This is a genomic window from Sphingobium sp. PAMC28499, assembly GCF_004795815.1.
GTDB lineage: Bacteria > Pseudomonadota > Alphaproteobacteria > Sphingomonadales > Sphingomonadaceae > Sphingobium > Sphingobium yanoikuyae.
In genome coordinates, this window is sequence record NZ_CP039248.1 from 1,695,406 (window position 1) to 1,719,264 (window position 23,859).

Genomic DNA, 23,859 nt, shown 5'->3' on the forward strand with positions numbered 1-23,859 from the left:
CATCGGGGGGAGGTTGCCTGCTCCCCCATGCCCGGCGGTGCCATGCGCGCCTCCGGGTAATTGCGGTCTTGCGCGCGGGCGGCGGTCGGTGGCTAAGTGCCGCCGACGACAGGCATGGGGGCAGGATGGCACGGCATCTCGACGAGCGGACGTTGCGGGTGGTCGGCTGGATCGCGACCGTCACCGCCATCCTCATGTATGGTTCCTATCTGGACCAGATCCGGATGAACCTGGCCGGGGACAAGGGATCGGTGATCCAGCCGCTGGCGACCGTGCTCAATACCTGCCTGTGGGCGGCCTATGGCTGGCTGCACAAGGACAAGGACTGGCCGATCATCGTCGCCAATGTGCCCGGTATCATCCTGGGCGCGACCTGCCTCTACACCGCGCTTTAGGGCTGATCTTGACCCGGTTTGCTTGAAACTAAGTCGCAATTGCATTCATGTTGCAGATGCGTAATAGGCTGGGCTTTCGGATGACAGCCAACGGAGCCCCGGTGACCAAGCGCATATTGTTCCAGATCCACTGGTTCCTGGGGATCACCGCCGGCTTGGTGCTGGCGCTGATGGGCGTGACCGGCGCGACCATGAGCTTCGAGGACGAGATCAGCGAGGCGCTGTCGCCGCGCCTCTATGCGCCCGGCGTGCCTTCCCAACCCGACCTGTCGCCGGACCAGTTGATCGCCAAAGTGCAGGCCGACAATCCGGGCTATTATATCGCGCGGCTGGACTGGGAAATGGCGCGTGACCTGTCGCACAGCGTGCGCCTGTCGTCGAGCGAAGGGCGCGGTCGCAAGCAGGGGCAGGTCGATCGGGCCACCGGCGCCTGGCTGGGCGCGCCGGCGGGCGAAGGCTTTTTCCACCTGATGGACGACCTGCATCGCTGGCTGGCGTTGCCGGGCGGCGGCAATGGCATCGGCCGGCAGATCACTGCCTTCAGCGCGATTTCGCTGATCTTCTTCGCGCTGTCCGGCCTCTATCTGCGCTGGCCGCGCCAGGCGCTGGACTGGCGCGCCTGGCTGGTGCTGGACCTGCGCAAGACCGGGCGCAACCTGTGGCGCGCGCTGCATGTCGTGATCGGCACCTGGGTGCTGCTCTTCTATCTGCTGAGCGCGCTCACCGGCCTGTGGTGGAGCTATGACTGGTATCGGCAGGGGGTGATCTACAGCCTGACCGGCAAGGCGCCGGGCGAGGAAGGGCGGCGGTCGGAAAAGCGCGACGGGATCGCGCCGCGGCCGCCGATCGATCCGGCCTGGACCGCCTTCCGCCGCGCCACCGGCAATGACTATATCTGGGTGCGCATCACCCAGCCGGCGCCGTCGCAGCCGATGAAGACGATCAGCTTCGACGCCCGGCCCGACGGCGCGCGCCATCTGCGCCAGACCGACAAATATAGCTATGATCCGGCCAGCTATGCGCTGGAGAAGCGCGACCTCTATGATCGCCGGCCGCTGGGCGTGATCATCACCCAGAGCGTCTATGAACTGCATCGCGGGGCCTTTTTTGGGCTGCCCGGCCGCATCATCATGATGCTGACCAGCCTCACCATGCCGCTGTTCACGGTGACCGGCTTCCTGCTCTATCTCTCGCGCCGCAAGCGCAAGCAGGCGGCACGGGCGCTGGCCGGCGATGCCGCGGCGGTTGCGGGTGGCGACCTCGGCGGCGGCGATCTGCTGATCGCCTATGCCAGCCAGACCGGGACGGCCGAGATCCGCGCGCGCAATGCGGCGCAGGCGCTGGCCCATGGCGGGGTGCGGGCACAGGTGGTGCCGGTCGGCCGGCTGACCCGCGATATGCTGGCGGGGGCGCAGCGAATCCTGTTCGTCGTTTCGACCTATGGCGAGGGCGAGCCGCCGGATATGGCGCGCGGCTTTGCCAGCCGGTTGCTGCGCGGCGGCCCGATCGATCTTGGTCATCTCCATTATGGCGTGCTGGCGATCGGCGACCGGGAATATCCCGATTTCTGCGCCTTCGGCATCGCGGTCGATGGCTGGATGGCTGGGGCGGGCGCGCAGCCGCTCTTCCCGCTGATCGCCATGGGGCATGACGATGACGCGGCGGAGCGGGCCTGGCATGATGCGCTGCATGATCTGGGCGCGGGCGAGGGTGATCGGGGCCAGATGGTGATCCCGTTCACGCCGTGGCGCCTGGTGGCGCGCCATGCGCTCAATCCGGACAGCCCGGCGCTGACCGCCTATTATCTGCAGTTCGAGCCGGTCGGCACGGACGTGCCCGAATGGCAGGCGGGCGATATCGTCGAACTCCACCCCTGCAACGCGCCCGAGGCGGTCGAGGCGCTGCTGGCCAGCCAGGCGCCCGAGGGCGACCTGATCGCGGTGCCGGCGGCGTTGCGGGCGGAACTGGCACGCGCGATGCTGCCCGACGCCGGAACCCCGCTCACCATGGCAGAAGCGCGGGCGCTGCGCCCGCTGCCGGCGCGCGAATATTCGGCGGCGTCGATCATGGCCGATGGCGTGCTGGACCTGGTGGTGCGGCAGGTGCGCGATGATGACGGGCGGCTGGGCATCGGTTCGGGCTGGCTGACCGCGCATATGGCGCCGGGCGAGACGACGATGATGCGGGTGCGGCCCAATCCGGGCTTCCGCACCGATCCGGCGGCGCGCGGCGCGATGATCCTGATCGGCAATGGCACCGGTATTGCCGGGCTGCGCGCCCATCTGCGCGCCGCCGCCCATGACGGGATCGGCGGCCACTGGCTGCTGTTCGGTGAGCGCAGCCGGGCGCATGAGCGCTATTTCGATGCGGAACTGTCGGCCTGGCTGGCGGACGGCACGCTGGCACGGCTGGACCGCAGCTTTTCGCGCGATGCGGATTGCGGCCGCTATGTCCAGCATCTGCTGGCGGACGCCGGCGCGGAAATGCGCGAACGGATCGGCCAGGGCGCGACCATCCTGGTCTGCGGCAGCCTGGAAGGCATGGCGCAGAGCGTCCATGAGGCGCTGATCGCGATCCTGGGCGAGGCGACGCTTAACGATCTGGCCGAGGCGGGCCGCTACAAGCGCGACGTTTATTAAGGGCGGATTGGAAGCGACCAGAAGCTGCCATCGTCACCCCGGCCTTGAGCCGGGGTCCCGCTTCTTTATCTGTAGCATCTAAAAGCGGGATGCCGGGTCAAGCCCGGCATGACGGATGTGGGTAGGGCGGCTAACGACCAGAAGCAGACGTTTCCTACTCCCCTCCCTTCCAGGGAGGGGCCGGGGGTGGGTGCGCCGCGTAGCGGCGGTCTACGGTCGATAGGGCAGAAGCTCGCTGCGCTCGCAACCCACCCCAACCCCTCCCTGGAAGGGAGGGGCTATGTCTTGTTTCCACCCAAAGCCGCCCTCTGGGGCGCCAGCTCGCCTGAGGTCGGCCTCAATCAGCCAGCATGGCCGCGAGGGTGGGGGTCATATATTCCTGGCCGCCGGTTTCGGTGCGCAGGATGAGGCGGGCGGCGAGGTTGTGGCGGGTGGCGAGGGCCATGCCGCGATCGGCGCCCAGCACGGTGATCGCGGTCGCCCAGGCGTCGGCCAGCATGGCGGAGGCGTGGAGGACGGTGACGGCGGCGACGCCCTCTGCAATGGGGGCACCGGTCGCGGGATCGATGCTGTGCGACAGGCGGCGATCGCCCTCCATCCGGTAGCGGCGATAATCGCCCGAACTGGCCATGGAAAGGCCGCAGAGCGCGACTCGCAGCGTCGGGAGGTCGAGGCCCGGCGGCACTTCGGCGTCGACCCACCAGGGCTGGATATCAGGCTTCACCCCTTCGCCGCGCAGTTCGCCGCCAATTTCCACCAGGAAGTTGGGGAGGCTGAGGCTGCGCAGGCAGGCCGCGACCGCATCGACGGCATAGCCCTTGGCAATGCCGGAAAAATCGAGCGCGACGTCGGCGGTGCGCCGGGCGCGGTCGCCATTGAGTTCGATGCAGGTCCAGGGCGCGACCGAGGCGGTGGCGCTGCCGCCAGCGAGCGCCGGGCCGAAGCCCCAGCGCGCGACGATGCCGCCGATCGCGGGGTCGAAGGCGCCGTTCGACAGGCGGGCCATGGCAAGGCCCGCGCGCAGCACGCCCATCATCGCGGGCGGCAGGCGGGTCCATTGGCCGATCGGACTGCGGTTGAAGCGGCTGATGTCGGAGCCGGCTTCCCAATTGCTCATCTCGCCGATGACGGCGGCCAGCACGGCCTCGACATGGGTCTGGCAGTCGGCGGGCGGATCGACGATGTGGGCCGACCATGTGGTGCCCATGGTCAGTCCGCCCAAAGTGACGATAGCGCCCTGACGCTGGCGCCCGGCAAATAGCTCGGGCGCCAGGTCGGGCGCTATCGCGATCCGGACGGGATTGCCGGCGGGCCGGGTCAGGGCGCCAGCACTTCCAGCGTGGTGATGTAGGAGGCGCGCTTCTGCGGCGGGCCGGCCGGCGGTGCGGGCGGTGCGCCCTCCGGCTTGCCGCCCTGCGCGCCCGGACCACCGGGGCCACCAGGACCGCCGGGGCCACCTTCGCGGCCGCCGCCGGTGCTGGCGTTCAGCCAATACATGCCGGGGGCGCCCCATTTGACGGCCAGCTTGCCATCCTTGTCGGTGACGAGGTCCATCTGGCCCAGCGCATCGCGATAGCGGATGCCGCCGGGAATGACGGTGACCTTGAGGTCGGCGGCGGGCTTGCCGTCGAGCAGGAACTGGAAGGTCGCGGTCTCGCCCGACACCAGGTCATTGGGATGGGTCACCGGGACCAGTTCGATGCCGGTGCCGGTCGGCTTGAAGATGGTGGTGGTCGGCGCGCCCAAGGTCACGAAGATCTCGTTGCGGTTGCTCGCCTCGGCGGTCTGGACATTGGTGGCGCCGGTGGGGATCGCCTGGGCCAGATTGGCCTTGGTCGTGCCGCGCGGCAGGCGCTCCTGCTTGCCGTTCAGGGTGTAGCTGCCCATCACCATGGTCGAGACATTGGCGATGCGATAGGTGCCGGGCTTGGTCAGATGCACGTCGAAGGTCGAACGATATTTGCCGGTGGCGGCATTTTCGATCTTGCCGGTGGTGCCATCCGGTTCGGTCACGGCGATGCCGTCGGTGCGCATCGGGAAATGTTCGAAATAGAAGAGGTCGTTAGAGACCGCCGCGTCGACCGTCACCCAGCTGTCGGTGCCTGACAGGGTGGTGGAGGAGGGCAGCATCCACTGGCGATGCGCCTGGGCCGCGCCGGAGAGCATCAGGGCGGCAAGCGCGCCCGCGATCAGATATTTGGCTTTCATGGTCTTCATCCCCTGTTACTTGCCGAAGCTGACGCTGACGGCGCCGAGTTCGCTGCTGCCCTGTGCCTTGGCGGCGACGCCGGGCTTGGCCGGCCAGGTGAAGGGCAGGCGGACCAGTTCGCGGCCGCCGACTTCACGGGCGGCTTCCACCACCAGCGTATATTTGCCCGGACCCAGGGCGCCGAGCGGCCCCTTGCCGGCGGTGAAGGCGATCTTCTGGTCGCCCGGCGCGCGGGTCGCGCCCGATACGCCATCGGCCGGGAAGCTCATCGTGCGGCCGGACACGCGCCACCACTGACGGATGTCGCGCAGCCATTTGGTGCCTTCGCCCTTGGCCTTGTCGACATCATACCAGACCGCGAGCGTGCGGGGGGCGGCGCCCTCGTTCTCCAGCCAGATGGCGACATAGGGGCGATGATATTCGGCGACCGATAGGCGCGGGATATTGACCGTGACGGTCATGGTCTGCGCGGCGGCCGGCGCGGCCAGCGCACCGGTGGCGCCAAGCGCGGCACCGCCGGACAGGATGAGCTTGGGACTGATCTGCATGGAAAGATGGACCCCCGTTAGTGGATGAAGAGGATGGCGAGCAGCGCCGGCAGCGCAAGCCCGATCGCGACCAGCGGCCAGGTGCTCGGCCGCTTGGCGGCGTGCAACTGGAGCAGCAGCAGGCCGGTCAGCGCGAACAGGAAGCAGGCGACGGCGAAGATATCGATGAACCATTTCCACACGGTGCCGGCATTGCGGCCCTTGTGCAGGTCGTTGAGATAGCTGACCCAGCCACGGCTGGTCGCTTCGCTGGTGACCTTGCCGTCATGCCGGTCGATCGACACCCAGCCATCGCCCCCGGGACGCGGCAGGGCGAGATAGACTTCGTCCGCCGACCATTCCGCCTCGCCCGCGCCGCTCTGGCCGATTTCCTTTTCGACCCATTGGGCGATCGGGGCGGGCAGGGGCTTCTTGGCGTCGGGCGCGTCATCGGCCGCGACCAGCTTCAACAGCGGGGCGGGCAGGGTGGCGCTCTTCTCGACGGTCTGGGGCGACCCCTCGACATCGGCGGCGTGGTTGAGGGTGATGCCGGTGAAGGCGAAGAGCAGCAGGCCGATCAGGCTGATCGCCGAACTCACCCAATGCCAGGTATGCAGCTGCTTCAGCCAGAATGCCTTGGCGCTCTTCTTTTTCTTGGGCTGGGCGCGGGCGGGAGCGTGCATCGAGAGAAAGGCGAGTCCTGTGGGAAATGAGGTCGCCCGAATAACGCGAACGACTCGCAATTGCAAACCGCTCGCAACAGGAAAAATGTATCAAAATGTAAGCGGTCGGGAACCAAAGCGCCGCACGCGCGTCTCCGCCTGCCGCCTCCTGCTTGACCACCATACTTGACGGGTGCGGCACGCCCCCCTAGCGAAATCAGCTTGGACAGCGATGTCGCGGGGATGCGATGTCTGTTTATCGGCCCTTATCCAGGCCGTTGCTGGCCGTTGGGCCCGTCGTCCAGACGGGGCCGTGACAAGGGACGATTTATGCTGCTTTCGGTTGCCGCCACTGGAATGATGCTGATGGCGGGACAGGGGGAGGCCGTGGACAGCGGCGCTCCGGTGGTGGCGGCTGCGGCCGTGGCGCCTGCGCCGGCGGAAACGCACCAGACGGTCCCTGCCGATCCGGTCCAGCCCGCACAGATGCCGGCACAGGCGCCGTCACCCGACAGTCCCTATCCGCCGCCGGTCGTGCTGCCGACGCTGAGCCCGATCGCGGAGCAGCCCAAGGAAGAGGTGCCGGTCGATCCCAATGCGATCGTCGTGACCGGCGATACCGGGCTGCGCAAGCGCGATCCTTTCGCCGCGATCAACGAACAGTCTTTCGAAGCGGTCCAGGCCGTCGATAAGGCGCTGATCGAGCCGGTGGCCAAGGCCTATAACAAGGGCCTGCCGCGCCCGGTGCGCAAGGGGCTGCGCAACTTCTTCTCGAACCTGGGCGAGCCGGTCGTGTTCGCGGCCTATATGCTGCAGTTCAAGCCGGGCAAGGCGTTCGAGACGGCGGGGCGTTTCGCGATCAACACGACTCTGGGCTTTGTCGGCCTGTTCGACGTTGCCAAGCGCAAGCCGTTCAACCTGCCCTATCGCCCCAATGGCCTCGCGAACACGCTGGGCTTCTATGGCGTGGGGCCGGGGCCGTACATGTATCTGCCGCTGGTCGGCCCGACGACGCTGCGCGACATCATCGGCGACACGGTCGACAAGATGATCCTGCCCTTCGCGGTGGGCAAGCCCTTCACCCAGCCCACGGTCGTCATCCCGATGGCGGTGCTGGACCAGTTGGGCGAGCGCGCGGCGTTCGACGAGCGCATCCAGGCGATCCGTTCCGACGACAATCCCTATGGCAGCTATCGCGACCTCTATCTCAACCAGCGCAAGGCGGAGATCGAGGCGCTGCACGGTCGCTACACGTCGGGCGTGACGCCGGTCTATGGTCCGGGGCTGCGCGTGCCGGGCAAAGACAAGCCGGCAGCCGATGCGCCGGAGGCTGCGGCCCCGGTTGCTGCGGAGCCGGCACCGGCGCCTGCTGCTGCGCCGGCCCCCGAACCGGTCCCCGCACCGGCGCCCAAGCCGCTGATGGTGCAGCCGCTGCCCGCCGACCCGCGCTGAGCGCATCGAAGGCACGGAAAAGAAAAAGGCGCCCGATCACTGGATCGGGCGCCTTTTTCTTTTTTTTTTTTGGGGGGGGGGCGGTTGAAACCCCTTCCCGGTGACGGGAAGGGGCGATGGCCTCAGCGGCCGAGCAGACCGCGGGCCTGACCGGCGATTTCCGCCAGCATCGCGACATTGGGCGATGCCGCTGCCTTGGCGCGCTGCACCAGGGCGCGGAACTGCTGAATGCGCGCACCGCGCTCGATCAGCCATTTCTCGACATGGTCCGACACGTCCTTGCCCTTGCCCTGGGCCAGGAAGTCGAGCCGCACCTGCTGCATGTCGCGCGCGACGCCGGAGATGAGCAGGCGCTCCCACGGATCGGTCGGTTCCATGCGGGCGGCGGCCGACTGGACCCAGTCGATGCCGACAGCCTCGCCCAGATGGGTGAAGGCGCGGGTCAGCGCGATCTCGTCCATCTTCAGGCGACCGGCGAGCGCGGCGATGCCGACCGCGCCATCCAGCTTGAACAGGCCGGCGGTGCGCACTGCCAGCATGTCCGGCGCGCCGAGCGAGAGCAGGCGATCGGTGACGGCCGTGACGCGACGCAGCGCTTCGCTGGTGAGCAGGTCATCGACCTGGTTGGCGAGCGTTTCGACGCCCTTGGCCAGGATCGCATGGCCGGCGTCCGGCAGGGTGCCGGCCGGCACGCTGCGCAGGATATCGGCGATCTGCGCGCGCATGCCGCTGGCGATGTCGCCGAACAGGGCCAGGCGGGCGGCTTCCGACATGTCGGCCGCGTCGATATCCGCCCACAGGGTGCGGATGTCGTAGAGACGCTCGGCGATCAGGAAGGCGCTGGCAAGATCGGCGAGCGAGCAGCCCTCTTCTTCCGCCAGTTCGAAGGGATGGATGATGCCGAGGCGGTTGACGATGCGGTTCGCAACCTTGGTGGCGATGATCTCCTTCTTGAGCGCATGGGCCGCGATCGCATCGGCTTCCTTCTCCTGCATGGCGGCAGGGAAGGCGGCGGCCAGTTCCGCGCCCATGCTGGGATCGGTGGCAAGGTCGCCATGTTCGATCGCGTCCTGCAGCGCCAGCTTGGCGGTGGAGAGCAGCACGGCGAGTTCGGGGCGGGTGAGGCCCTGGCCATCCTGACCACGCCGCAGCAACTGGTCATTGGCGGCCAGCCCCTCGACCTGGCGGTCGAGACGGCCGGTTTCCTCGAACGTCTCGATCAGCCGGACATAGGAGGCAAGGTCCGCCGCGCCGCCGCTTTCGGCGATCGACAGGCCGAGCGCCTGAAGCCGGTTATCCTCGAGCACGATCGCGCCGACCGCGTCGGTCATGCTTTCGAGCAGGGCATTGCGCTTGTCGAAGGGCAGGCGGCCTTCCGCCATTTCCTTGTTCAGCGCGATCTTGATGTTGACCTCATTATCCGAGCAGTCGACGCCGGCACTATTGTCGATGAAGTCGGTGTTGATCCGCCCACCATGCAGCGAGAAGGCGATGCGCCCGGCCTGCGTGGTGCCAAGGTTCGCGCCTTCGCCCACCACCTTGACGCGCAGCTGTTCGGCATTGACGCGCAGCCGGTCATTGGCCGGGTCGCCGACATCGCCATGGCTCTGCGCGGCGGCCTTCACATAGGTGCCGATGCCGCCGAACCACAGCAAGTCGTTGGGGCTCTTGAGGATGGCGGAGATGAGCGCGGTCGGCTCCATCTCGCTTTCGGTCACGCCCAGGATTTCCTGAACCTGCGGGGTGAGCGGGATCTTCTTGAGGCTGCGGGCGAACACGCCGCCGCCCTCGGAGATCAGGCCTTTGTCATAATCCTCCCAGCTGGAGCGGGGGAGGGCGAACATGCGGTTGCGCTCTTCCCAGCTCTTGGCCGGATCGGGATTGGGGTCGAGGAAGATGTGGCGATGGTCGAAGGCGGCGACCAGCTTGATCGCCTTGCTGAGCAGCATGCCGTTGCCGAACACGTCGCCCGACATGTCGCCGCAGCCCACGACCTTGACCGGCTCGCTCTGCACATCGACGCCCATTTCGGCGAAGTGCCGCTGGACGCTGATCCAGGCGCCCTTGGCGGTGATGCCCATCGCCTTGTGGTCATAGCCGTTGGAGCCGCCGCTGGCAAAGGCGTCGCCCAGCCAGAAGTCCCGCTCCAGCGCGATCGCATTGGCGACGTCGCTGAAGGTCGCGGTGCCCTTGTCGGCGGCGACCACGAAATAGGGATCGTCGCCGTCGCGCACCACCACCTGGGCGGGGTGCTTCACCTTGTTCTTCACGATATTGTCGGTGATCGACAACAGGGTGCGGATGAAGATGCGATAGCTTTCCGTGCCTTCGGCGAACCAGGCATCGCGGTCGACCTGCGGATTGGGCAGTTGCTTGGGGTAGAAGCCGCCCTTCGCGCCGGTCGGCACGATGACGGCGTTCTTGACACGTTGCGCCTTCATCAGGCCCAGGATTTCGGTGCGGAAATCGTCGCGCCGGTCGGACCAGCGCAGGCCGCCACGGGCGACCGGGCCGGCGCGCAGATGGATGCCCTCGACGCGCGGGCTGTAGACCCAGATTTCGCGCCAGGGCAGTGGCGCCGGCAGGCCGGGGACGAGCGCGCTGTCGATCTTGAACGCCAGCGCCTCGGCCGCGGCCGGGGCATAGAAGTTGGTGCGCAGCGTCGCGGTGATGACGGCGCGGATCAGGCGCAGCACGCGATCCTCGTCGATCGAGCTGACCTGTTCCAGGCCCGCGTCGATCTCCGCCTGGATGGCGGTCGCCTTGTCGCTGCCGTCCTGCGCGGCGGGATCGTGCAGCGCTTCGAACAGGGCGACGAGGTTGCGGGCGACGCCCTGTTCACGGCGCAGCGTGTCGGCGAAGGTCGCCATGCCAAAGGCGGTGCCGGTCTGGCGCAGATAGCGGAACAGCGCGCGGAACAGCACCACCGCGCGCGGCGCGAAGCCGGCGGTGACGATCAGTTCGTTGAACCTGTCATTTTCGGCGACGCCTTCGATCACCTGGGCGATCGCCTCGGTCACCACTTCGGCGCGGTCGACCACCGCCTGGGCATCGCCGCCGGCCGGCAGTTCCAGCACGAAGCGCTGGACATGGCCGAGCGCGCCGCCGTCGATCGCCGTGGTCATCTCGTCGATCACGCGGAAGCCGAAATTCTCGAAGGCGGGGACGACTTCGGACAGGGCGATCGCGTCATGGCTGTAGAGCTTGAGGCGTAGCCGTTCGGCGCTGTCTTCCGGGTTGCGATAGATGCGGATCGACTTGTCGCCCGGACCCGACAGGCCGTGGATCAGGCGGATGTCGACCGCCGCCTCGACCGGGCCGGCGCCGTTGCGATAGGCCATCGGGAAGCCGGGGGCGAAGCGCTGGGCCAGCGCCGCGGCGCGGCCGGCTTCCTCGCTTTCGGCCAGCGCTTCCTCGACGGCGGGCAGCCAGCCGCGCACCATCTGCTTGAGCTGGCGATCGAGCGCGGCGTCATCGGGCACCACACCGCCGTCGCGCAGGTCGAGGGTGATGCGCAGCAGCGCCAGGCCACCTTCCTCCAGCGCGATCGACCAGCTCAATACCGGGCCATTCGCTGCCTTGGCCAGCATGTCCTGGATCGCGACGCGGCGCGCGGTCGACAGTTCGTCGCGCGGCAGCCAGACAAAGGCATAGAGGTGACGGGCGAGCGCGCTGGTGGCCAGCACCAGCTTGGGGCGCGGCCGGTCGGTCAGCGACATGAAGGTGAGCGCCAGATGCTCCAGCGTGTCGCGCTCGAAGCCAATCAGAATGTCATGCGGCAGGGTGGTGAGCGCATGGGCCAGCGTCTTGCCGGCATGGCCGGCCGGATCGAAACCATATTTGTCCATTAGCGCCGACAGGGCCGAGCGCAGCAGCGGCACCTTTTCCGGCGAGGCGGCAAGCGCCGCGCTGGTCCACATGCCGGCGTGGATCGACAGGCCGGTGACGCTCTTGCCCTCGCGCACCGGCAGGATGATGAGGTCCAGCAGCACGCCGCGATGCACGCGCGAAAGGATGTTGGACTTGATGATGAGCGGGCTGCGCTTGCCTTCCTCGAACCAGGTGAAGGCGGCCTCGCGCGAGGCTGGCGCGATCATCGGCTTGTCACGCAGCGCGCAGATGCCCAGCCGCTCTTCCGAGGTGCCGACCCGGCTGCACAGTTCATGGCCGATCTGGGTGAAATGGCCCGCGAGGAACCAGCGCAGCAGCGCCGCGCCTTCATCGTCGGTGACGGCATTGGCGTCGGCCGACATGGCTTCCTGCATGCGCGGCCAGTCGCGCACGGCGACGCGAACGTCGGCCAGCGTGTCTTCCAGCGCCTTTTCGAGCGCGCGACGCGCCTTTGCGTCGGCCCGGTCGGCCTCGATATAGATCATCGATTCGCGGCGGGCGCCCGGCGCATCATCGTCCAGGATCGCGGACAGGGTGCCATCGGCGCCGCGCGATATCGACAGGACGGGGTGGAGCAGCCGGTGGATGCTGATGTCTGCCGCCGCGAGCGTGGTGGCGATCGAATCGACCAGGAAGGGCATGTCGTCGTTGATCAGCGCGATCCGCATGAAGCGGCCGGTGGCGCCTTCGCCCAGCGTCTCGATCGCGATACCGGGCTGGCCGGCCTTGCGCGCATTGGCGGTGCGACCGAGGAAGGCCGCAGCGGCGGCGATGGCCGCCTGATCAAATCCCTCGCTCTCGCCGGGCAGGGCGCCCTTTGCCAGGACGCCTTCCAGCGCCGCGCGAACAGTTGAATCGACTTCCTTGATATTGGGATCAGCCAGCGCCGTCATTCGCCTACCTCTTAGCCGCGGGGAAATGTCCCGCCGTTGCCGAAACGGAGGAGGCGCTGGAACACCGCCAGACGACTCCTTGTCCTAGGGGCATCTATATGCCCCTCTCACCGGATCGTCTCAAGTATTGGTCGAAATAAAATTTCGCGCGCGTGAAATATTATGATGCAGCGCAGCATGGTCGGGCCGCCCGTTACTGGCGGATATCGATGTCTGGAAGGCATGGCCCGAAGAGCAGGCATGTCCCTATGCACTTGGAAAGCCGCGATGTCACCCCAGGATGGCGCGTTTGCGGCACGGCTGGGAGTGAGGGCCGGCGCCGAGGCAAGATCTCAGTCGGCGGCGGCCAGGATCACGCGCTGGCCCAGGTCCGATCCCTCCGGCAGGGCGCCGACGATCGCCAGCGTGCCATCCGCCTCGCGCCGGGCGACGACGACGGCCAGGCCGTCATTGTCGGTGGCGACGGCCAGCGGATCGAGCGCGGTGGCGCATTTCATCGTGTCGCGGGCGGTCTGGCGCTTGTCGGGGCGGGCGGGCATGTCCGCCCGGCGGGCGGCGCGCTCGTCGCGGACCAGGGCCTTGAGGCCACCATCATAACCGGCCAGATAGGCGGCGAAGCTGCCGACCGACAGGCTGGCGGTCGCGGCATGATCCAGCGCGGTCGCATATTCGGTGATGCGCGTCTTGTCATAGGTGGCGCCGAAGACCAGCTTGATGACGGCGGTCATCGGGCTGCGCGCCTGCGCCTTGATGCCATAATCTTCGAGCAGTTCGGCATATTCCTCGGCCGAACGGCGCGTCACCAGCGCGAAATCATAGGCAAGGCCGATCGCGCGATAGAGGGCGGCATGGCTGCGCGCCTCGCTGGTACGGGCCTTTTCCGCGCCTTCGCGGGCGAGCGCCAGCCAGTCGGCAAGCGGCGCATCCTCGGTCGGCATCTCCATGCCGGCCAGGTCCAGCACGTCGTCATCCTCGTCCGCGCCCGGACCATCGGCCCAGATCGGCGCATCGCTGCGCGCCGGGGGATTGTGCAGCAAATTGGTGTCGACCTCGCGCTCGATCGCGACCGACAAAGCGTGGCTGGCCATTTCCTTCCAGTTGATCACGCCGAACACGAAGTCGATCGAATCGCCCTGTGCGGAAAAGGGCATCAGGATGCCGCGATAGAGAATCTCGCGGCCGCGCTGGTTGATGAACTCCGCCTCGAATCCGATCGGCGCGGCATTGGCGATGATCTGGAGATAATGATCGGTCAGGCGCGACAGCAGCGAACGGGCGGGGACATCGGCGATATGGCCGATCGGCCCCTCGATCTCGCATTCCTCGCGCAGCGCCGTGCCGAGATAGACGATTGCGGGATTCTCGATGCCGGCGGTGAAGTCGAGCAGCACGCTATAAGGGCCGAAATCGTCCATCTGATCGGGCGAGAGATCCTCGATCAGGGGCAGGGCGCGATCGCCCAGCAGCGACGCCCAATAATTATAGGCGCGCACCTGCATGCGCCGTTCCTCATATCCCACGGCGAGCGGACGGTCGATCGCGGCATCACCGGGATATTCGAAATCGTCCTGGTCGTTGGCGACGTCATGCCCCCGCAGAATGTCCATCCGGTCGGTCCTTGGAACAGAGAATAAGCGACTTTGCGCAAGGCTGTGCCACGGGGATGGTAAACATGCCGTAAATTCGCGTGCAAAAGCGGATGGATGGCGCGCAATATCGGTCGATCGTGCAACGAGGACGGGGCGGGGGGCAAGAAAGTGCATTTGGGCGCTTGTCCAATCGCCCGACCGCTGTTATCTGCCCGCGCCAGTGCCGCTTTAGCTCAGTTGGTAGAGCATCGCATTCGTAATGCGAGGGTCACGTGTTCGAGTCACGTAAGCGGCACCAGCCCCTCTTCCCATAACGTCCAAAAACGTTGATTTTCTGCGGGTTCCGAGAGATTCTGTCTTTCTCGGTGGTCTCGCTTTGTTCCAGGAAATGCCCCCAGATTTCGTTAATTTGGGGGCAGAGTTGGGGGCACTGCGGTGGGAAAAAGAGGAATGCCCCCAAATGGCTCTCAAAGCCGCAGAAATCCGCGCTTTTCCGGCACTCGTCTCAGCTTATCGCAAAACGGACGAAAAAGGGCTCTATCTTGAGATTCGCCCCAATGGCGCGAAGCGATGGTTTTTCAAATATCGCGTCCTGGGAAGCGAGAAGCGCCTTACGCTTGGAGACTGGCCTGAAGTTTCGCTAGTCCAGGCGCGCGAACTGCGGGACGATGCGCGGCGGGCTGTGAGAGAGGGAGGCGACCCGCTGCATGAGCGCAAGCGGGAAAAGACGATGGCGAGGCTTGCGGCCGGGAACAGCTTCCAGTCGGTCGCCGAAGATTTCATTGAGGTGAAATTCGTGGGCGGACAAAAGGCGGCCGCAACAATTGAGAAGGCACGCTGGTACCTCTCTCATTTAACTGGTCCGATCGGTGGACGTCCAGTCAGCGAAATCGAGCCAGCCGAACTGATGGTCGTTTTGAAGAAGATCGAGAAGGCCGGTAAACGGGAGACTGCGGTTCGCACGCGCGCCTTCGCCAGCCGTGTGTTTCGTCACGGTGTCGCGATGTCTCTTTGCAAATCGGACCCGGCGGCATTGCTGGGCGACGCCTTGATGTCACCGATCGTCACACATAGAGCTGCCATATTGGATCCGCGCAAGCTTGGCGCGCTGTTACGCGCAATTGACGATTACGGCGGTAGCGAGAGCGTCAAGATCGCGATGCAACTTCTACCTCATGTCTTCGTGCGGCCAGGCGAGTTGCGCCTCGCCAAATGGCAGGAGATCGACTGGGACGAGAAGATATGGCGCATTCCCGCAGAGCGCACAAAGCTCCGTCGTCCACATAGTGTACCTCTGTCGGTACAATCGCTTGCGCTCTTCAATGAATTGCGGCGCCACACCGGATGGATGGACTGGATGTTCCCTGGGGAGCGGAGCCATCTCAAACCGATGTGCGAGAATGCGATCAATACTGCCTTTCGTAGAATGGGGTTCGATCGGGAGACCGTGACGGCCCATGGTTTCAGAGCCACGGCTAGCACGCTGCTAAACGAGAGCGGGAAGTGGCATCCAGACGCGATCGAACGCGCATTGGCGCACGGGCACAGCAATGCTGTGCGTGGCGCCTACGCAAGGGGACAGCATTGGGATGAGCGGGTCCAGATGGCGCAGTGGTGGAGTGACTATTTGGAGGAGCATAAGGAAGGGGCGCCGGTCGTGCCTCTGGTCGTTAAGAAGGGCAGACGGTGATCGTCGTACCCCTTTTGCATTGTTTCCGAGGGTGAAGATCCGAGGAATGATTTCTTTGATCTGATGAGCGAATTGCTTCCTGTCCGGGTCGCACTGAGCAAAGGGCTGATGCTGACCGACTTCCGAACGTCGGTTCACATGTGGGTAAGCAGGGATAGCGGCCGGCTCTCTTTTGAGCAATCGACAAGTTTTCGGGCGAAGATAGCTGTCTGTCGCTTATCGACCAGCTACTAATGGTTAGATGGACTTCACGCCGCCCAAGGCTTAGATTTTGGAAATGGCGAATGAACTGGACAGCATCGTGGTTCGGGTGGACTGTCCAAAGTGTGGTAGGGAACTCAGCGTCTCTTATCGGACTATGCGGCTTCAGAAGTCTGTGGGATGCTCTTGCGGCGCCGCAATTCGGCTCGCGAACGAGACGTCCATTGCGGACATTCAGCGCCTAATAGATCAGCAAAACCCGCCTGTGGCAGATAATGACTGAGGGCGGAGTTTGTGGTGCGTGAGGTCCGCGCGGCGGACCTTCAGCAACTCACGTTGCCTATTGATCCAAGTGCCCGTATCGGGCGCAAATTCGCCAAATGAAGCGGAAGTCGGCAAACCTGGCGCGGTTCAGGTTAAGACGAAATCCGCACGCCGCTGAAATGAGCTAAAGTGCCAGGACCGATCCAAAGTGCCACGCCTCCCTTAGCTTCGGCACCGTGCTTGAGGTCGTTCACAATCAATGTCGGCTGCAAGGTGCCGTCAACATGTAAGCGGGCGGAAGCGCCTGCTACAACAATCCGCACGTGCGTCCACCGACCGGCTTCGAGATCTACATAAGTTTCGTACTTACCAGGTGTCTCGGCGCGTAATCTCTCCCAAGGATATTCGGGGTGAGAAATATACTGGACGGCGTGGTTGCGGCGAATCTGATCTTCAGCCCGTCCGTTTGTCGGACGCAAATAAATAGCCTCCAGCTTTTCCTGATCCTGCACCCGGAATGCCATGCCTACGAAGCCTCGCGCCGTGGCGCTGGCAGTAGAGTTGGGAGCGCCGCTGATCCACGCTTCGACAACTCCGTCACCAAAATTGCGCGTGTCCAGCATCACCAGACGATCAAGACTCGAGATATTCTCTAGGGCGTCGGCTTGCAGTGCAGGACGTCCGCGATATTCGGTCCACACCGTTTTCACGCCGAAAGCTTGAATAGTTTCTCGCTCAAGCCCGGCGTCAAAATTCGGGCGCGGTGCAGCGAGCGCTGCAAAGGCTTTTGTCGAGGCCACCGTCAGTGCTACGCCACCGATCACGGCCCGTCGGGTTCGAATATGTTTCGACATTAGCGGCCTTTCGCAGTCGATCGACGTTACATTCAGGGTAGCTGACCTTCTAGTTCTTGAAAGAGCGAGGTCGACGAAAGCTACTGAGCATGAGTTGCGCTAATCATCGCGCGGATGAATCAACAGAATAAATATCTCCAAACGGCCGGCCCGACGCAAGCGCTTGAATGGATTGATCGCTAACACACTTGGAATGTGAAGCGCCCCAATGCCAGCGCGCCAGGAAACGGTTATGGCGACAATGTCCGGAAAAAAGGGCATCGCCGTTTAGGGTCAAAGCACCGGAGAGCGGCGCGCATTGGCCATTCTGGCTGCGCACGCAGTCATACTATTCAGCCGTCTACATCCCGGCCCTATGTGCGGTTGGACCGGTTTCTCATTTTGCATGAGCAATTGTGGTGGCTTGCATCCCCTAGATGAAATGCGTAGCGCAAATAACTCTCATTAGCGAATCGAATGATAGGGGGTCGCTTTGTCCATCTTTCGTGCGGCGCTGCTGGCGTCTGTCTGCACTTGCGCGTCCGTCGCTTCGGCTCAGGAGGCGCCGGTTGCGGCGCCTGAAGCCGGCAATGCCGACCAGATCATCGTCACCGGACGCGCGCAGCGCCTCTATCGCACGGAAACCACTACTGTCGGCAAGACGGCGGAAGATCCGCTCAACATCCCTCAAGCCGTGCAGGTCATCAACAAGGATCTGTTCGCCGATCAGGGCGCGCGCGACGCGACCGACATCTACCGCAATATTTCCGGCGTCAGCTTCTTCAGCTATGCTGGCGTCACCTTCCGTGGCTTCCGGCAGGACCAGTCATTCTATGACGGCATGCGTGGCAACCCGTTCATCGGCTTTTCCGTGCCACAACTGTTCAACATCGAGCGGGTCGAAGTGTTGAAGGGGCCTGCTGGCCTGTTCTTTGGCCCCGGATCGCCGGGCGGCATCATCAACTATGTGTCGAAGACGCCGGAGGACAAGACCGGCATGCGGCTCGTCGCGACCGCCGGCAATTACGACCGTCGCGGTATCTCCGCCGAAGCAACCGGCCCGATCGACGATGCTGGCATCGTCACCTACCGCCTCGGCGGCTTCTACGAGGCGTCGAACCCCTATCGCATCAACACGAAGAATGTCTCCCTGATCGGGGACGGTGCCGTTGCGATCAAGACTAATGAGGGCGGCAAGCTGACGTTTCAGGCCACGATCTACGATAACGACCTGCAAGCCAACCGGCTGCGCGGCGTACTGACCGACAATGACGGTAATTTTCTGGGCAATATCCGCTGGAATGCAAATGAACCGACCGACTTCCTGCACCTCAAATCGCAGGCCTATCAGGCGCGCTATGCCACGGCGATCGGCGATCGGGTGACGTTCGATGCGGGCGTGCGCTATTTCAAGGCGACCGAAACCCAGCAATATCATGAGCCGCGTGGCTTCGTCGCGGGTAGCACCGACCTTGTCGCCCGCGAGTTTCGCGACCAGATCCGCGACGTCGATGGCCTGTCTTTCTCCGCTAACCTGACTGCACGTGTTGACCTGCTGGGCATGGAACACAAGCTGCAAACCGGCGCGGACTGGTATGACGAGACGAGCGTGCTCAATAGCCGTATTCTGCGCGCGGGCGTCACCCCGCTCAGCCTCAGCAATCCCGTCTACACCAACAGCGCGCGCGACGTGGCACGGGCCGCCCTGCTGCCTTTCACCGTCACTGACACGCGCACGAAGCGCAAGGGCGCCTATCTGCAGGACCAGATCAGCCTCACCGATGCCTTCATGCTCGTGGGCGGCGTTCGCTATGACAGGTTCGAGGACGGGGTGGTCGGCAACCGCTTTTACACCGATGACGACATAACCTTCCGCACTGGCGCAATCTTCAAACCGCGCCGCGATGTCTCGGTCTATCTCAGCTGGTCGCAGAGCTTTGAACCGCAGAGTGCTTCCAGCCAGACGATCGATGCCGGCGGTCCTTTCGCCCCTGTGACCGGCGACCAGTTCGAGGGGGGCATCAAGACCGATCTGTTCGACGGCCGGTTGCAGGCCAATGTCGCCGCCTATCGCATCGTGCGCAAGAACATCCTTCAGGCCGATACCAGCCTGCCACCCGTTAATGGCCAGGATCAGTTGCGTCCGATCGGCGAAGTGACAGCCAAGGGCTTCGAGATCGATCTGTCGACCGACATTACCCCCAACTGGGTCGCGCTCGTCAATTATGGCTTCAACGACACAAAGATCACCGGGACCATCGCGGGGCAGGCGATTACCAATGCCGTGGGCAATCGCTTTGCCAATGCGCCAAAGCACAAGCTTGGCTTCTGGACCCGCTATCAGCTGCCCGCGATCGACACTGCCATCGCCGTTGGCGGCGAATATGTTTCGAGGCGCATCAGTCTTTCGGGGCAGGAGGTTAAGCCCTACACCATATTCGACGCTTCGCTGACGAAGGGGCTGGGTTTTGCCGAGCTAATGCTGCGCGTCGACAATATCTTCGACAAGGTCTACGCCGCATCCGGCTTTTCGGCACAGAGCGGCCATTTTCCCGGCGAACCGCGCACATTCCTCGCTGAACTGCGCTTCAACTTCTGATCATGGCAAAGGCGCAGGGCAAGAAGGGACGCTCGCTCTGGTGGGTGGTGCACAGCTGGATCGGCCTCAAATTGTCGATCTTCCTCACTTTCATCCTGGCGACCGGCACGCTGGCAGTCTTCGCGCATGAGTTCGACTGGCTGGTTACGCCCGCCATGCGCGTTGCGCCACGGGCCGAACCGGTCGCGTCCTGGGGGGCGTGGGCGGATGCCGCCGCCCGCGCAGCCCCCGATGCGCGCCTCCAGACACTCTATGCGCCGATCGATCCCTGGTTCACCGTTGAAGCCTGGATTGATCATGGCAAGGGTGCGCCCGAGCGCATCTATGTCGATCCCTGGACCGCGCAGGTGACCGGCCGACACAGCTGGGCCAATGTCCACCGTTTCCTGCGACAGGTGCATCGCCATCTGATGCTGCCTACCAAGATCGGTATTCCGCTCGTCTGTTCGCTCGCGCTGCTACTGGCCGTATCGCTGGTGTCGGGCGTGGTCACCTACAAGAAATGGTGGCGCGGCTTCTTCCGCATGCCACGCGGCGGGGATGGTCGTCGCCTGACGGGCGACCTTCATCGACTGCTGGGCCTCTGGAGCCTTTGGTTCGTGGCCCTGATCGCGCTGACGGGCATCTGGTATCTGGTGGAGACACTGGGCGGTAACGCGGCCGTGCCAAGGCTACCCGAAATCGCCGCCAGCCCGATCCCGACCGGACAGAGGCTGGATCGACTGGTCGCCATTGCGCGACGGACCGATCCGGCGCTCGACATCCGTGAAATCCGGTTCATGAAGGAAAATGGCGTTGTTCTTCTGGGCCAGTCCTCCGCCTGGCTGGTGCGGGATCGCGCAAATGCTCTCGCCATCGATCCATCAACCGGCAAGGTCATCACCAGACTCGACGGCCGCAACCTCGACGTGCATCAGCGGATCTCGGAAATGGCCGATCCGCTGCATTTCGGCACATTCGGCGGCATCTGGACCAAGGCCCTCTGGTTCCTGTTCGGAGCGGCATTGACGGCCATGGCCGTGACCGGGACAATGATATACGCCATGAGGCTTGCAAAAGCCTCGCGCGCGCAAGGTAGCACGATGGGGCTCGCCTGGCGGGGCATGGGTATATGGGCCTATATCGGCCTTGCCCTCATCCTGCTCGCTTTGGCACTGACGCCGGGAGCAATAGGCGGCGCTAGTTAGAATAGACCTTACCGGCCACTCGAACGAAAATTGTCGGTGCCGATTTACCGAGCTTCCGCCTATTGCATTTGTGTCAGGCTCCAAAATCGCTTCTGCTATCGATCGCTTGGCCTTTTCCAAAACTTGGGATGAGATGGAATCTCATAGGGTGTTTCGCTCGATATCAGCCTTTTTAGGAGCGCTCTTATTGTGATAGGACGCCCACAAAGGGCACGCCAGACTTGACACCCTCGCAGCTCGGGATCGCTTTCAAGGAGCTGCAAATGCAGGATCAGACGACGCAAGACTCAGGCGCTACAGGCTCTAACTATGCCTTCCTCGCTGGCGGAGGTGCCTGCGGGGACCTGATCGCAGCGAAGGATTGGTCGGCAACGCCGTTAGGGCCCATCGGCGATTGGCCCTGCCATCTTCAAACCGCCCTCGCCATACTGCTGCGCTCGCGCATACCGATCGTCATGCTGTGGGGCGAGGAGGGCGTCATGCTTTACAATAACGCCTATTCGGGGTTTGCCGGTGGCCGCCATCCCGATCTCCTCGGCAGTAATGTGCGCGAAGGCTGGTCAGAGGTCGCCGACTTCAACGACAATGTCATGAAGGTCGGCCTGGCCGGTGGTACACTCCATTATCAGGATCAAGAACTGACGCTCCTCAGGCACGGCACGCCGGAACAGGTTTGGATGGACCTCGATTATTCACCCGTGCTTGACGCTGAGGGCAAGCCTGCGGGCGTTATCTGTTTCCTAGCCGAGACCACAGAGCGCGTAGCGGCCGAGCGGCGGTCGGAATTCCTGCTGAAGCTGTCTGACGATCTGCGCGAGCTTAGCACTCCTGCTGACATCATGAACCTTGCCGCCGACAGGCTCGGCGCCCTGCTTGGTGCCAGTCGGGTCTTTTATGCCGAGATCGCCAGCGGCCTGATGACGGTCAAGCGCGATTATTCCTGTGGCGTCGGTTCGATCGTGGGAGAGCATAGCCTAAACGATTTCGGTCCGGACCTGCTCGCGGCATATAGGGTTGGCACCCCGGTAGTCGTGCAGGACGTCGGTGGTGACAAGCGACTGAGCGAAGGCGCACGTGCCGGTCTCCAGTCACGAGAGGTTGGGGCCTTCGTCGACGTCGTCCTGTTCGAGGCAGCGCAGTGGGTCGGGCTGCTTGCAGTGCAGAACGCCATCCCCCGCATCTGGAGCAAGGAGGAGGAGGGCCTCGTCCAGGAAGTCGGAGAGCGGGTCAAGGCTGCCATCGAACGGGCGCGGGCAGAACGGGATCGCCTTTGGGATCTGTCCCAGGACATGCTCGCGCGGGCCAATTATGCCGGGATGATATCGGCCGTGAACCCCGCGTGGACGCGAACGCTGGGCTGGACCGAGAGCGAACTCCTCACCCGTGGCTACTCCACCTTCCTTCACCCCGAGGACGAGGCGCCCACTCTCGGCGCGATCGGCCAGATGGCTGACACAGGGCAGCCGACGCGGTTCGAGAATCGCATCCTCGCCTCGTCCGGAGACTGGAAACCGATCGAATGGACCTTGGCGCCTGAACCGGATGGTGTGAACTTCGTAGCCGTCGGCCGTGACCTCAGCGATGCCAAGGCGCAGGAAGCAGAGCTGGAAGCCGCTCGTGACGCCTTGCGGCAAAGCCAGAAAATGGAGGCCATGGGCAGCCTGACCGGCGGCGTGGCTCATGATTTTAATAACCTGCTGACGCCCATCCTCGGCTCGCTGGATCTGCTGGTGCGAAAGGGCCTAGGCAGCGAGCGCGAACAACGTCTCATTGCGGGTGCCCTCCAGTCGGCCGAGCGGGCGAGGATATTGGTGCAACGGTTGCTTGCCTTCGCGCGCCGGCAACCGCTGCAGGTAGTGTCCGTTGACATGGCGCAGCTTGTCCAAGGCTTAAGGGAATTAATCGGGTCTACCCTGGGTCCGACGATTCGGCTGGATATCGACATCGCGGCTGATATGCCTGCCGCTCGGGCTGACCCCAATCAACTCGAAATGGCGTTGCTGAACCTCGCAGTAAACGCGCGCGACGCCATGCCTAATGGGGGACGTCTGACCATCGCAGCTGGTCCCGCTAGCGTCACATCGGACGCTTCGAATGTCCTTCCACCCGGCCACTACATCCACCTGAGCGTTTGTGACACAGGGACGGGCATGGACGCCGAAACGATGAAACGGGCGGCAGAACCGTTCTTCTCGACCAAGGGCGTTGGCAAGGGCACCGGCCTTGGTCTCTCGATGGCCCATGGGCTTGCGGCTCAGCTCGGCGGCAAGCTGCTGATCAGAAGCGAGCTTGGCAAGGGAACGACGATCGAACTGTGGCTCCCGATCAGCCTGACAGCCGTCGAGCAGATCCGTCGACCCACCGAACCAGCGCCGGTCGTCGAAGGGCGGGGCATCGCCGTCCTCGTCGATGACGATGCGACCGTTCGCATGAGCACAGCCGACATGCTTGCTGACATTGGCTATGCTGTCGTGGAAGCTTGCTCGGCTGAAGAGGCGCTTGGCCTGATCCAGGGTGGTGTCGAACCGGCCTTGCTTGTGACCGATCATCTCATGCCAGGTATGAATGGAACCCAGTTGATCTATGAACTCAGGACGACCCGGCCAGATCTCCCGGCAATGATCATTTCCGGCTTCGCGGAGGAGGAGGGTGTCGATCCGACCATACTGCGCCTGACCAAGCCTTTCCGGAATTCGGAGCTGACAGAAATCCTGTCGGCATTGGCGCCCCCGCCGCTCGCTGCATGATCGCCGGATATGGCGGAGCGATGCCGCATGAGATCTGCCATGAATTTGAAACATGGCAGGCATCTCGCTTCGCGATCCGAA

General features: G+C 64.3%; 14 protein-coding genes and 1 tRNA gene. 8 read left to right on the forward strand and 7 right to left on the reverse strand.

From position 1 onward, the window contains the following. Window positions 1-125: 125 nt before the first annotated feature. A complete protein-coding gene (locus tag E5554_RS08230) occupies window positions 126-395 on the forward strand; it encodes a SemiSWEET family transporter (protein ID WP_004210495.1) in 270 nt (89 codons plus the stop codon). Between the two features lie 80 nt (window positions 396-475). Next, window positions 476-3,034: a sulfite reductase flavoprotein subunit alpha gene (locus tag E5554_RS08235; RefSeq protein WP_136186503.1), complete on the forward strand. Its 2,559-nt coding sequence runs from the start codon at window positions 476-478 to the stop codon at window positions 3,032-3,034. Between the two features lie 337 nt (window positions 3,035-3,371). Here the strand turns inward: E5554_RS08235 and E5554_RS08240 are convergent, their stop codons facing one another. The 4 genes from E5554_RS08240 to E5554_RS08255 all read right to left on the reverse strand — a co-directional run bounded on the left by E5554_RS08240 (window position 3,372) and on the right by E5554_RS08255 (window position 6,453). Beyond that, entirely contained in the window at window positions 3,372-4,241 is an 870-nt protein-coding gene (locus tag E5554_RS08240) for an FAD:protein FMN transferase (protein WP_136186504.1), read from the reverse strand. A gap of 110 nt (window positions 4,242-4,351) precedes the next feature. Next, window positions 4,352-5,242, reverse strand: coding sequence for a DUF4198 domain-containing protein (locus tag E5554_RS08245; protein ID WP_037506092.1), 891 nt, complete (start codon window positions 5,240-5,242; stop codon window positions 4,352-4,354). Between the two features lie 15 nt (window positions 5,243-5,257). Continuing rightward, a complete protein-coding gene (locus E5554_RS08250; RefSeq protein WP_136186505.1) occupies window positions 5,258-5,791 on the reverse strand; it encodes a DUF2271 domain-containing protein in 534 nt (177 codons plus the stop codon). Window positions 5,792-5,808: 17 nt separating this feature from the next. Then, window positions 5,809-6,453, reverse strand: coding sequence for a PepSY-associated TM helix domain-containing protein (locus E5554_RS08255; protein WP_004210504.1), 645 nt, complete (start codon window positions 6,451-6,453; stop codon window positions 5,809-5,811). 309 nt (window positions 6,454-6,762) lie between these two features. Here E5554_RS08255 and E5554_RS08260 point away from each other — a divergent pair, with 309 nt between their 5' ends. Further along, entirely contained in the window at window positions 6,763-7,884 is a 1,122-nt protein-coding gene (locus tag E5554_RS08260; protein ID WP_136186506.1) for a VacJ family lipoprotein, read from the forward strand. 122 nt (window positions 7,885-8,006) lie between these two features. Here the strand turns inward: E5554_RS08260 and E5554_RS08265 are convergent, their stop codons facing one another. Continuing rightward, window positions 8,007-12,668 (reverse strand): NAD-glutamate dehydrogenase domain-containing protein, encoded by a 4,662-nt coding sequence (locus E5554_RS08265; RefSeq protein ID WP_136186507.1) that lies wholly within the window; start codon window positions 12,666-12,668, stop codon window positions 8,007-8,009. Window positions 12,669-13,000: 332 nt separating this feature from the next. After that, window positions 13,001-14,275: a hypothetical protein gene (locus E5554_RS08270; protein WP_037506083.1), complete on the reverse strand. Its 1,275-nt coding sequence runs from the start codon at window positions 14,273-14,275 to the stop codon at window positions 13,001-13,003. A 204-nt stretch (window positions 14,276-14,479) separates the two neighbouring features. Here E5554_RS08270 and E5554_RS08275 point away from each other — a divergent pair. Both E5554_RS08275 and E5554_RS08280 read left to right on the forward strand, forming a co-directional pair. Further along, a tRNA-Thr gene (locus E5554_RS08275) sits at window positions 14,480-14,555 on the forward strand. A gap of 162 nt (window positions 14,556-14,717) precedes the next feature. Continuing rightward, on the forward strand, window positions 14,718-15,947 hold the full coding sequence (locus tag E5554_RS08280) for a site-specific integrase (protein ID WP_136186508.1): 1,230 nt from the start codon (window positions 14,718-14,720) through the stop codon (window positions 15,945-15,947). A 617-nt stretch (window positions 15,948-16,564) separates the two neighbouring features. Here the strand turns inward: E5554_RS08280 and E5554_RS08290 are convergent. Beyond that, window positions 16,565-17,266 carry a hypothetical protein gene (locus E5554_RS08290; RefSeq protein ID WP_097382256.1) on the reverse strand — a complete coding sequence of 234 codons (702 nt, stop codon included), beginning with the start codon at window positions 17,264-17,266 and terminating at the stop codon, window positions 16,565-16,567. A 472-nt stretch (window positions 17,267-17,738) separates the two neighbouring features. Here E5554_RS08290 and E5554_RS08295 point away from each other — a divergent pair, with 472 nt between their 5' ends. The 3 genes from E5554_RS08295 to E5554_RS08305 all read left to right on the forward strand — a co-directional run bounded on the left by E5554_RS08295 (window position 17,739) and on the right by E5554_RS08305 (window position 23,778). Further along, entirely contained in the window at window positions 17,739-19,844 is a 2,106-nt protein-coding gene (locus E5554_RS08295; protein ID WP_136186510.1) for a TonB-dependent receptor, read from the forward strand. Window positions 19,845-19,846: 2 nt separating this feature from the next. After that, window positions 19,847-21,031, forward strand: coding sequence for a PepSY-associated TM helix domain-containing protein (locus E5554_RS08300; RefSeq protein ID WP_247594408.1), 1,185 nt, complete (start codon window positions 19,847-19,849; stop codon window positions 21,029-21,031). A gap of 263 nt (window positions 21,032-21,294) precedes the next feature. Continuing rightward, window positions 21,295-23,778, forward strand: a complete 2,484-nt coding sequence (locus tag E5554_RS08305) for an ATP-binding protein (RefSeq protein ID WP_136186511.1) — start codon at window positions 21,295-21,297, stop codon at window positions 23,776-23,778. The last annotated feature ends 81 nt before the right edge of the window (window positions 23,779-23,859 follow it).

Bases quoted from the DNA above. Each gene is read 5' to 3' on its own strand.
- E5554_RS08265 (WP_136186507.1), bottom strand. From the start codon at position 12,668: ATGACGGCGCTGGCTGATCCCAATATCAAGGAAGTCGATTCAACTGTT.
- E5554_RS08255 (WP_004210504.1), bottom strand. From the start codon at position 6,453: ATGCACGCTCCCGCCCGCGCCCAGCCCAAGAAAAAGAAGAGCGCCAAG.
- E5554_RS08260 (WP_136186506.1), top strand. From the start codon at position 6,763: ATGCTGCTTTCGGTTGCCGCCACTGGAATGATGCTGATGGCGGGACAG.
- E5554_RS08290 (WP_097382256.1), bottom strand. From the start codon at position 17,266: ATGTCGAAACATATTCGAACCCGACGGGCCGTGATCGGTGGCGTAGCA.
- E5554_RS08230 (WP_004210495.1), top strand. From the start codon at position 126: ATGGCACGGCATCTCGACGAGCGGACGTTGCGGGTGGTCGGCTGGATC.
- E5554_RS08270 (WP_037506083.1), bottom strand. From the start codon at position 14,275: ATGGACATTCTGCGGGGGCATGACGTCGCCAACGACCAGGACGATTTC.
- E5554_RS08305 (WP_136186511.1), top strand. From the start codon at position 21,295: ATGCAGGATCAGACGACGCAAGACTCAGGCGCTACAGGCTCTAACTAT.
- E5554_RS08280 (WP_136186508.1), top strand. From the start codon at position 14,718: ATGGCTCTCAAAGCCGCAGAAATCCGCGCTTTTCCGGCACTCGTCTCA.
- E5554_RS08240 (WP_136186504.1), bottom strand. From the start codon at position 4,241: ATGGGCACCACATGGTCGGCCCACATCGTCGATCCGCCCGCCGACTGC.
- E5554_RS08235 (WP_136186503.1), top strand. From the start codon at position 476: ATGACAGCCAACGGAGCCCCGGTGACCAAGCGCATATTGTTCCAGATC.
- E5554_RS08245 (WP_037506092.1), bottom strand. From the start codon at position 5,242: ATGAAAGCCAAATATCTGATCGCGGGCGCGCTTGCCGCCCTGATGCTC.
- E5554_RS08300 (WP_247594408.1), top strand. From the start codon at position 19,847: ATGGCAAAGGCGCAGGGCAAGAAGGGACGCTCGCTCTGGTGGGTGGTG.
- E5554_RS08250 (WP_136186505.1), bottom strand. From the start codon at position 5,791: ATGCAGATCAGTCCCAAGCTCATCCTGTCCGGCGGTGCCGCGCTTGGC.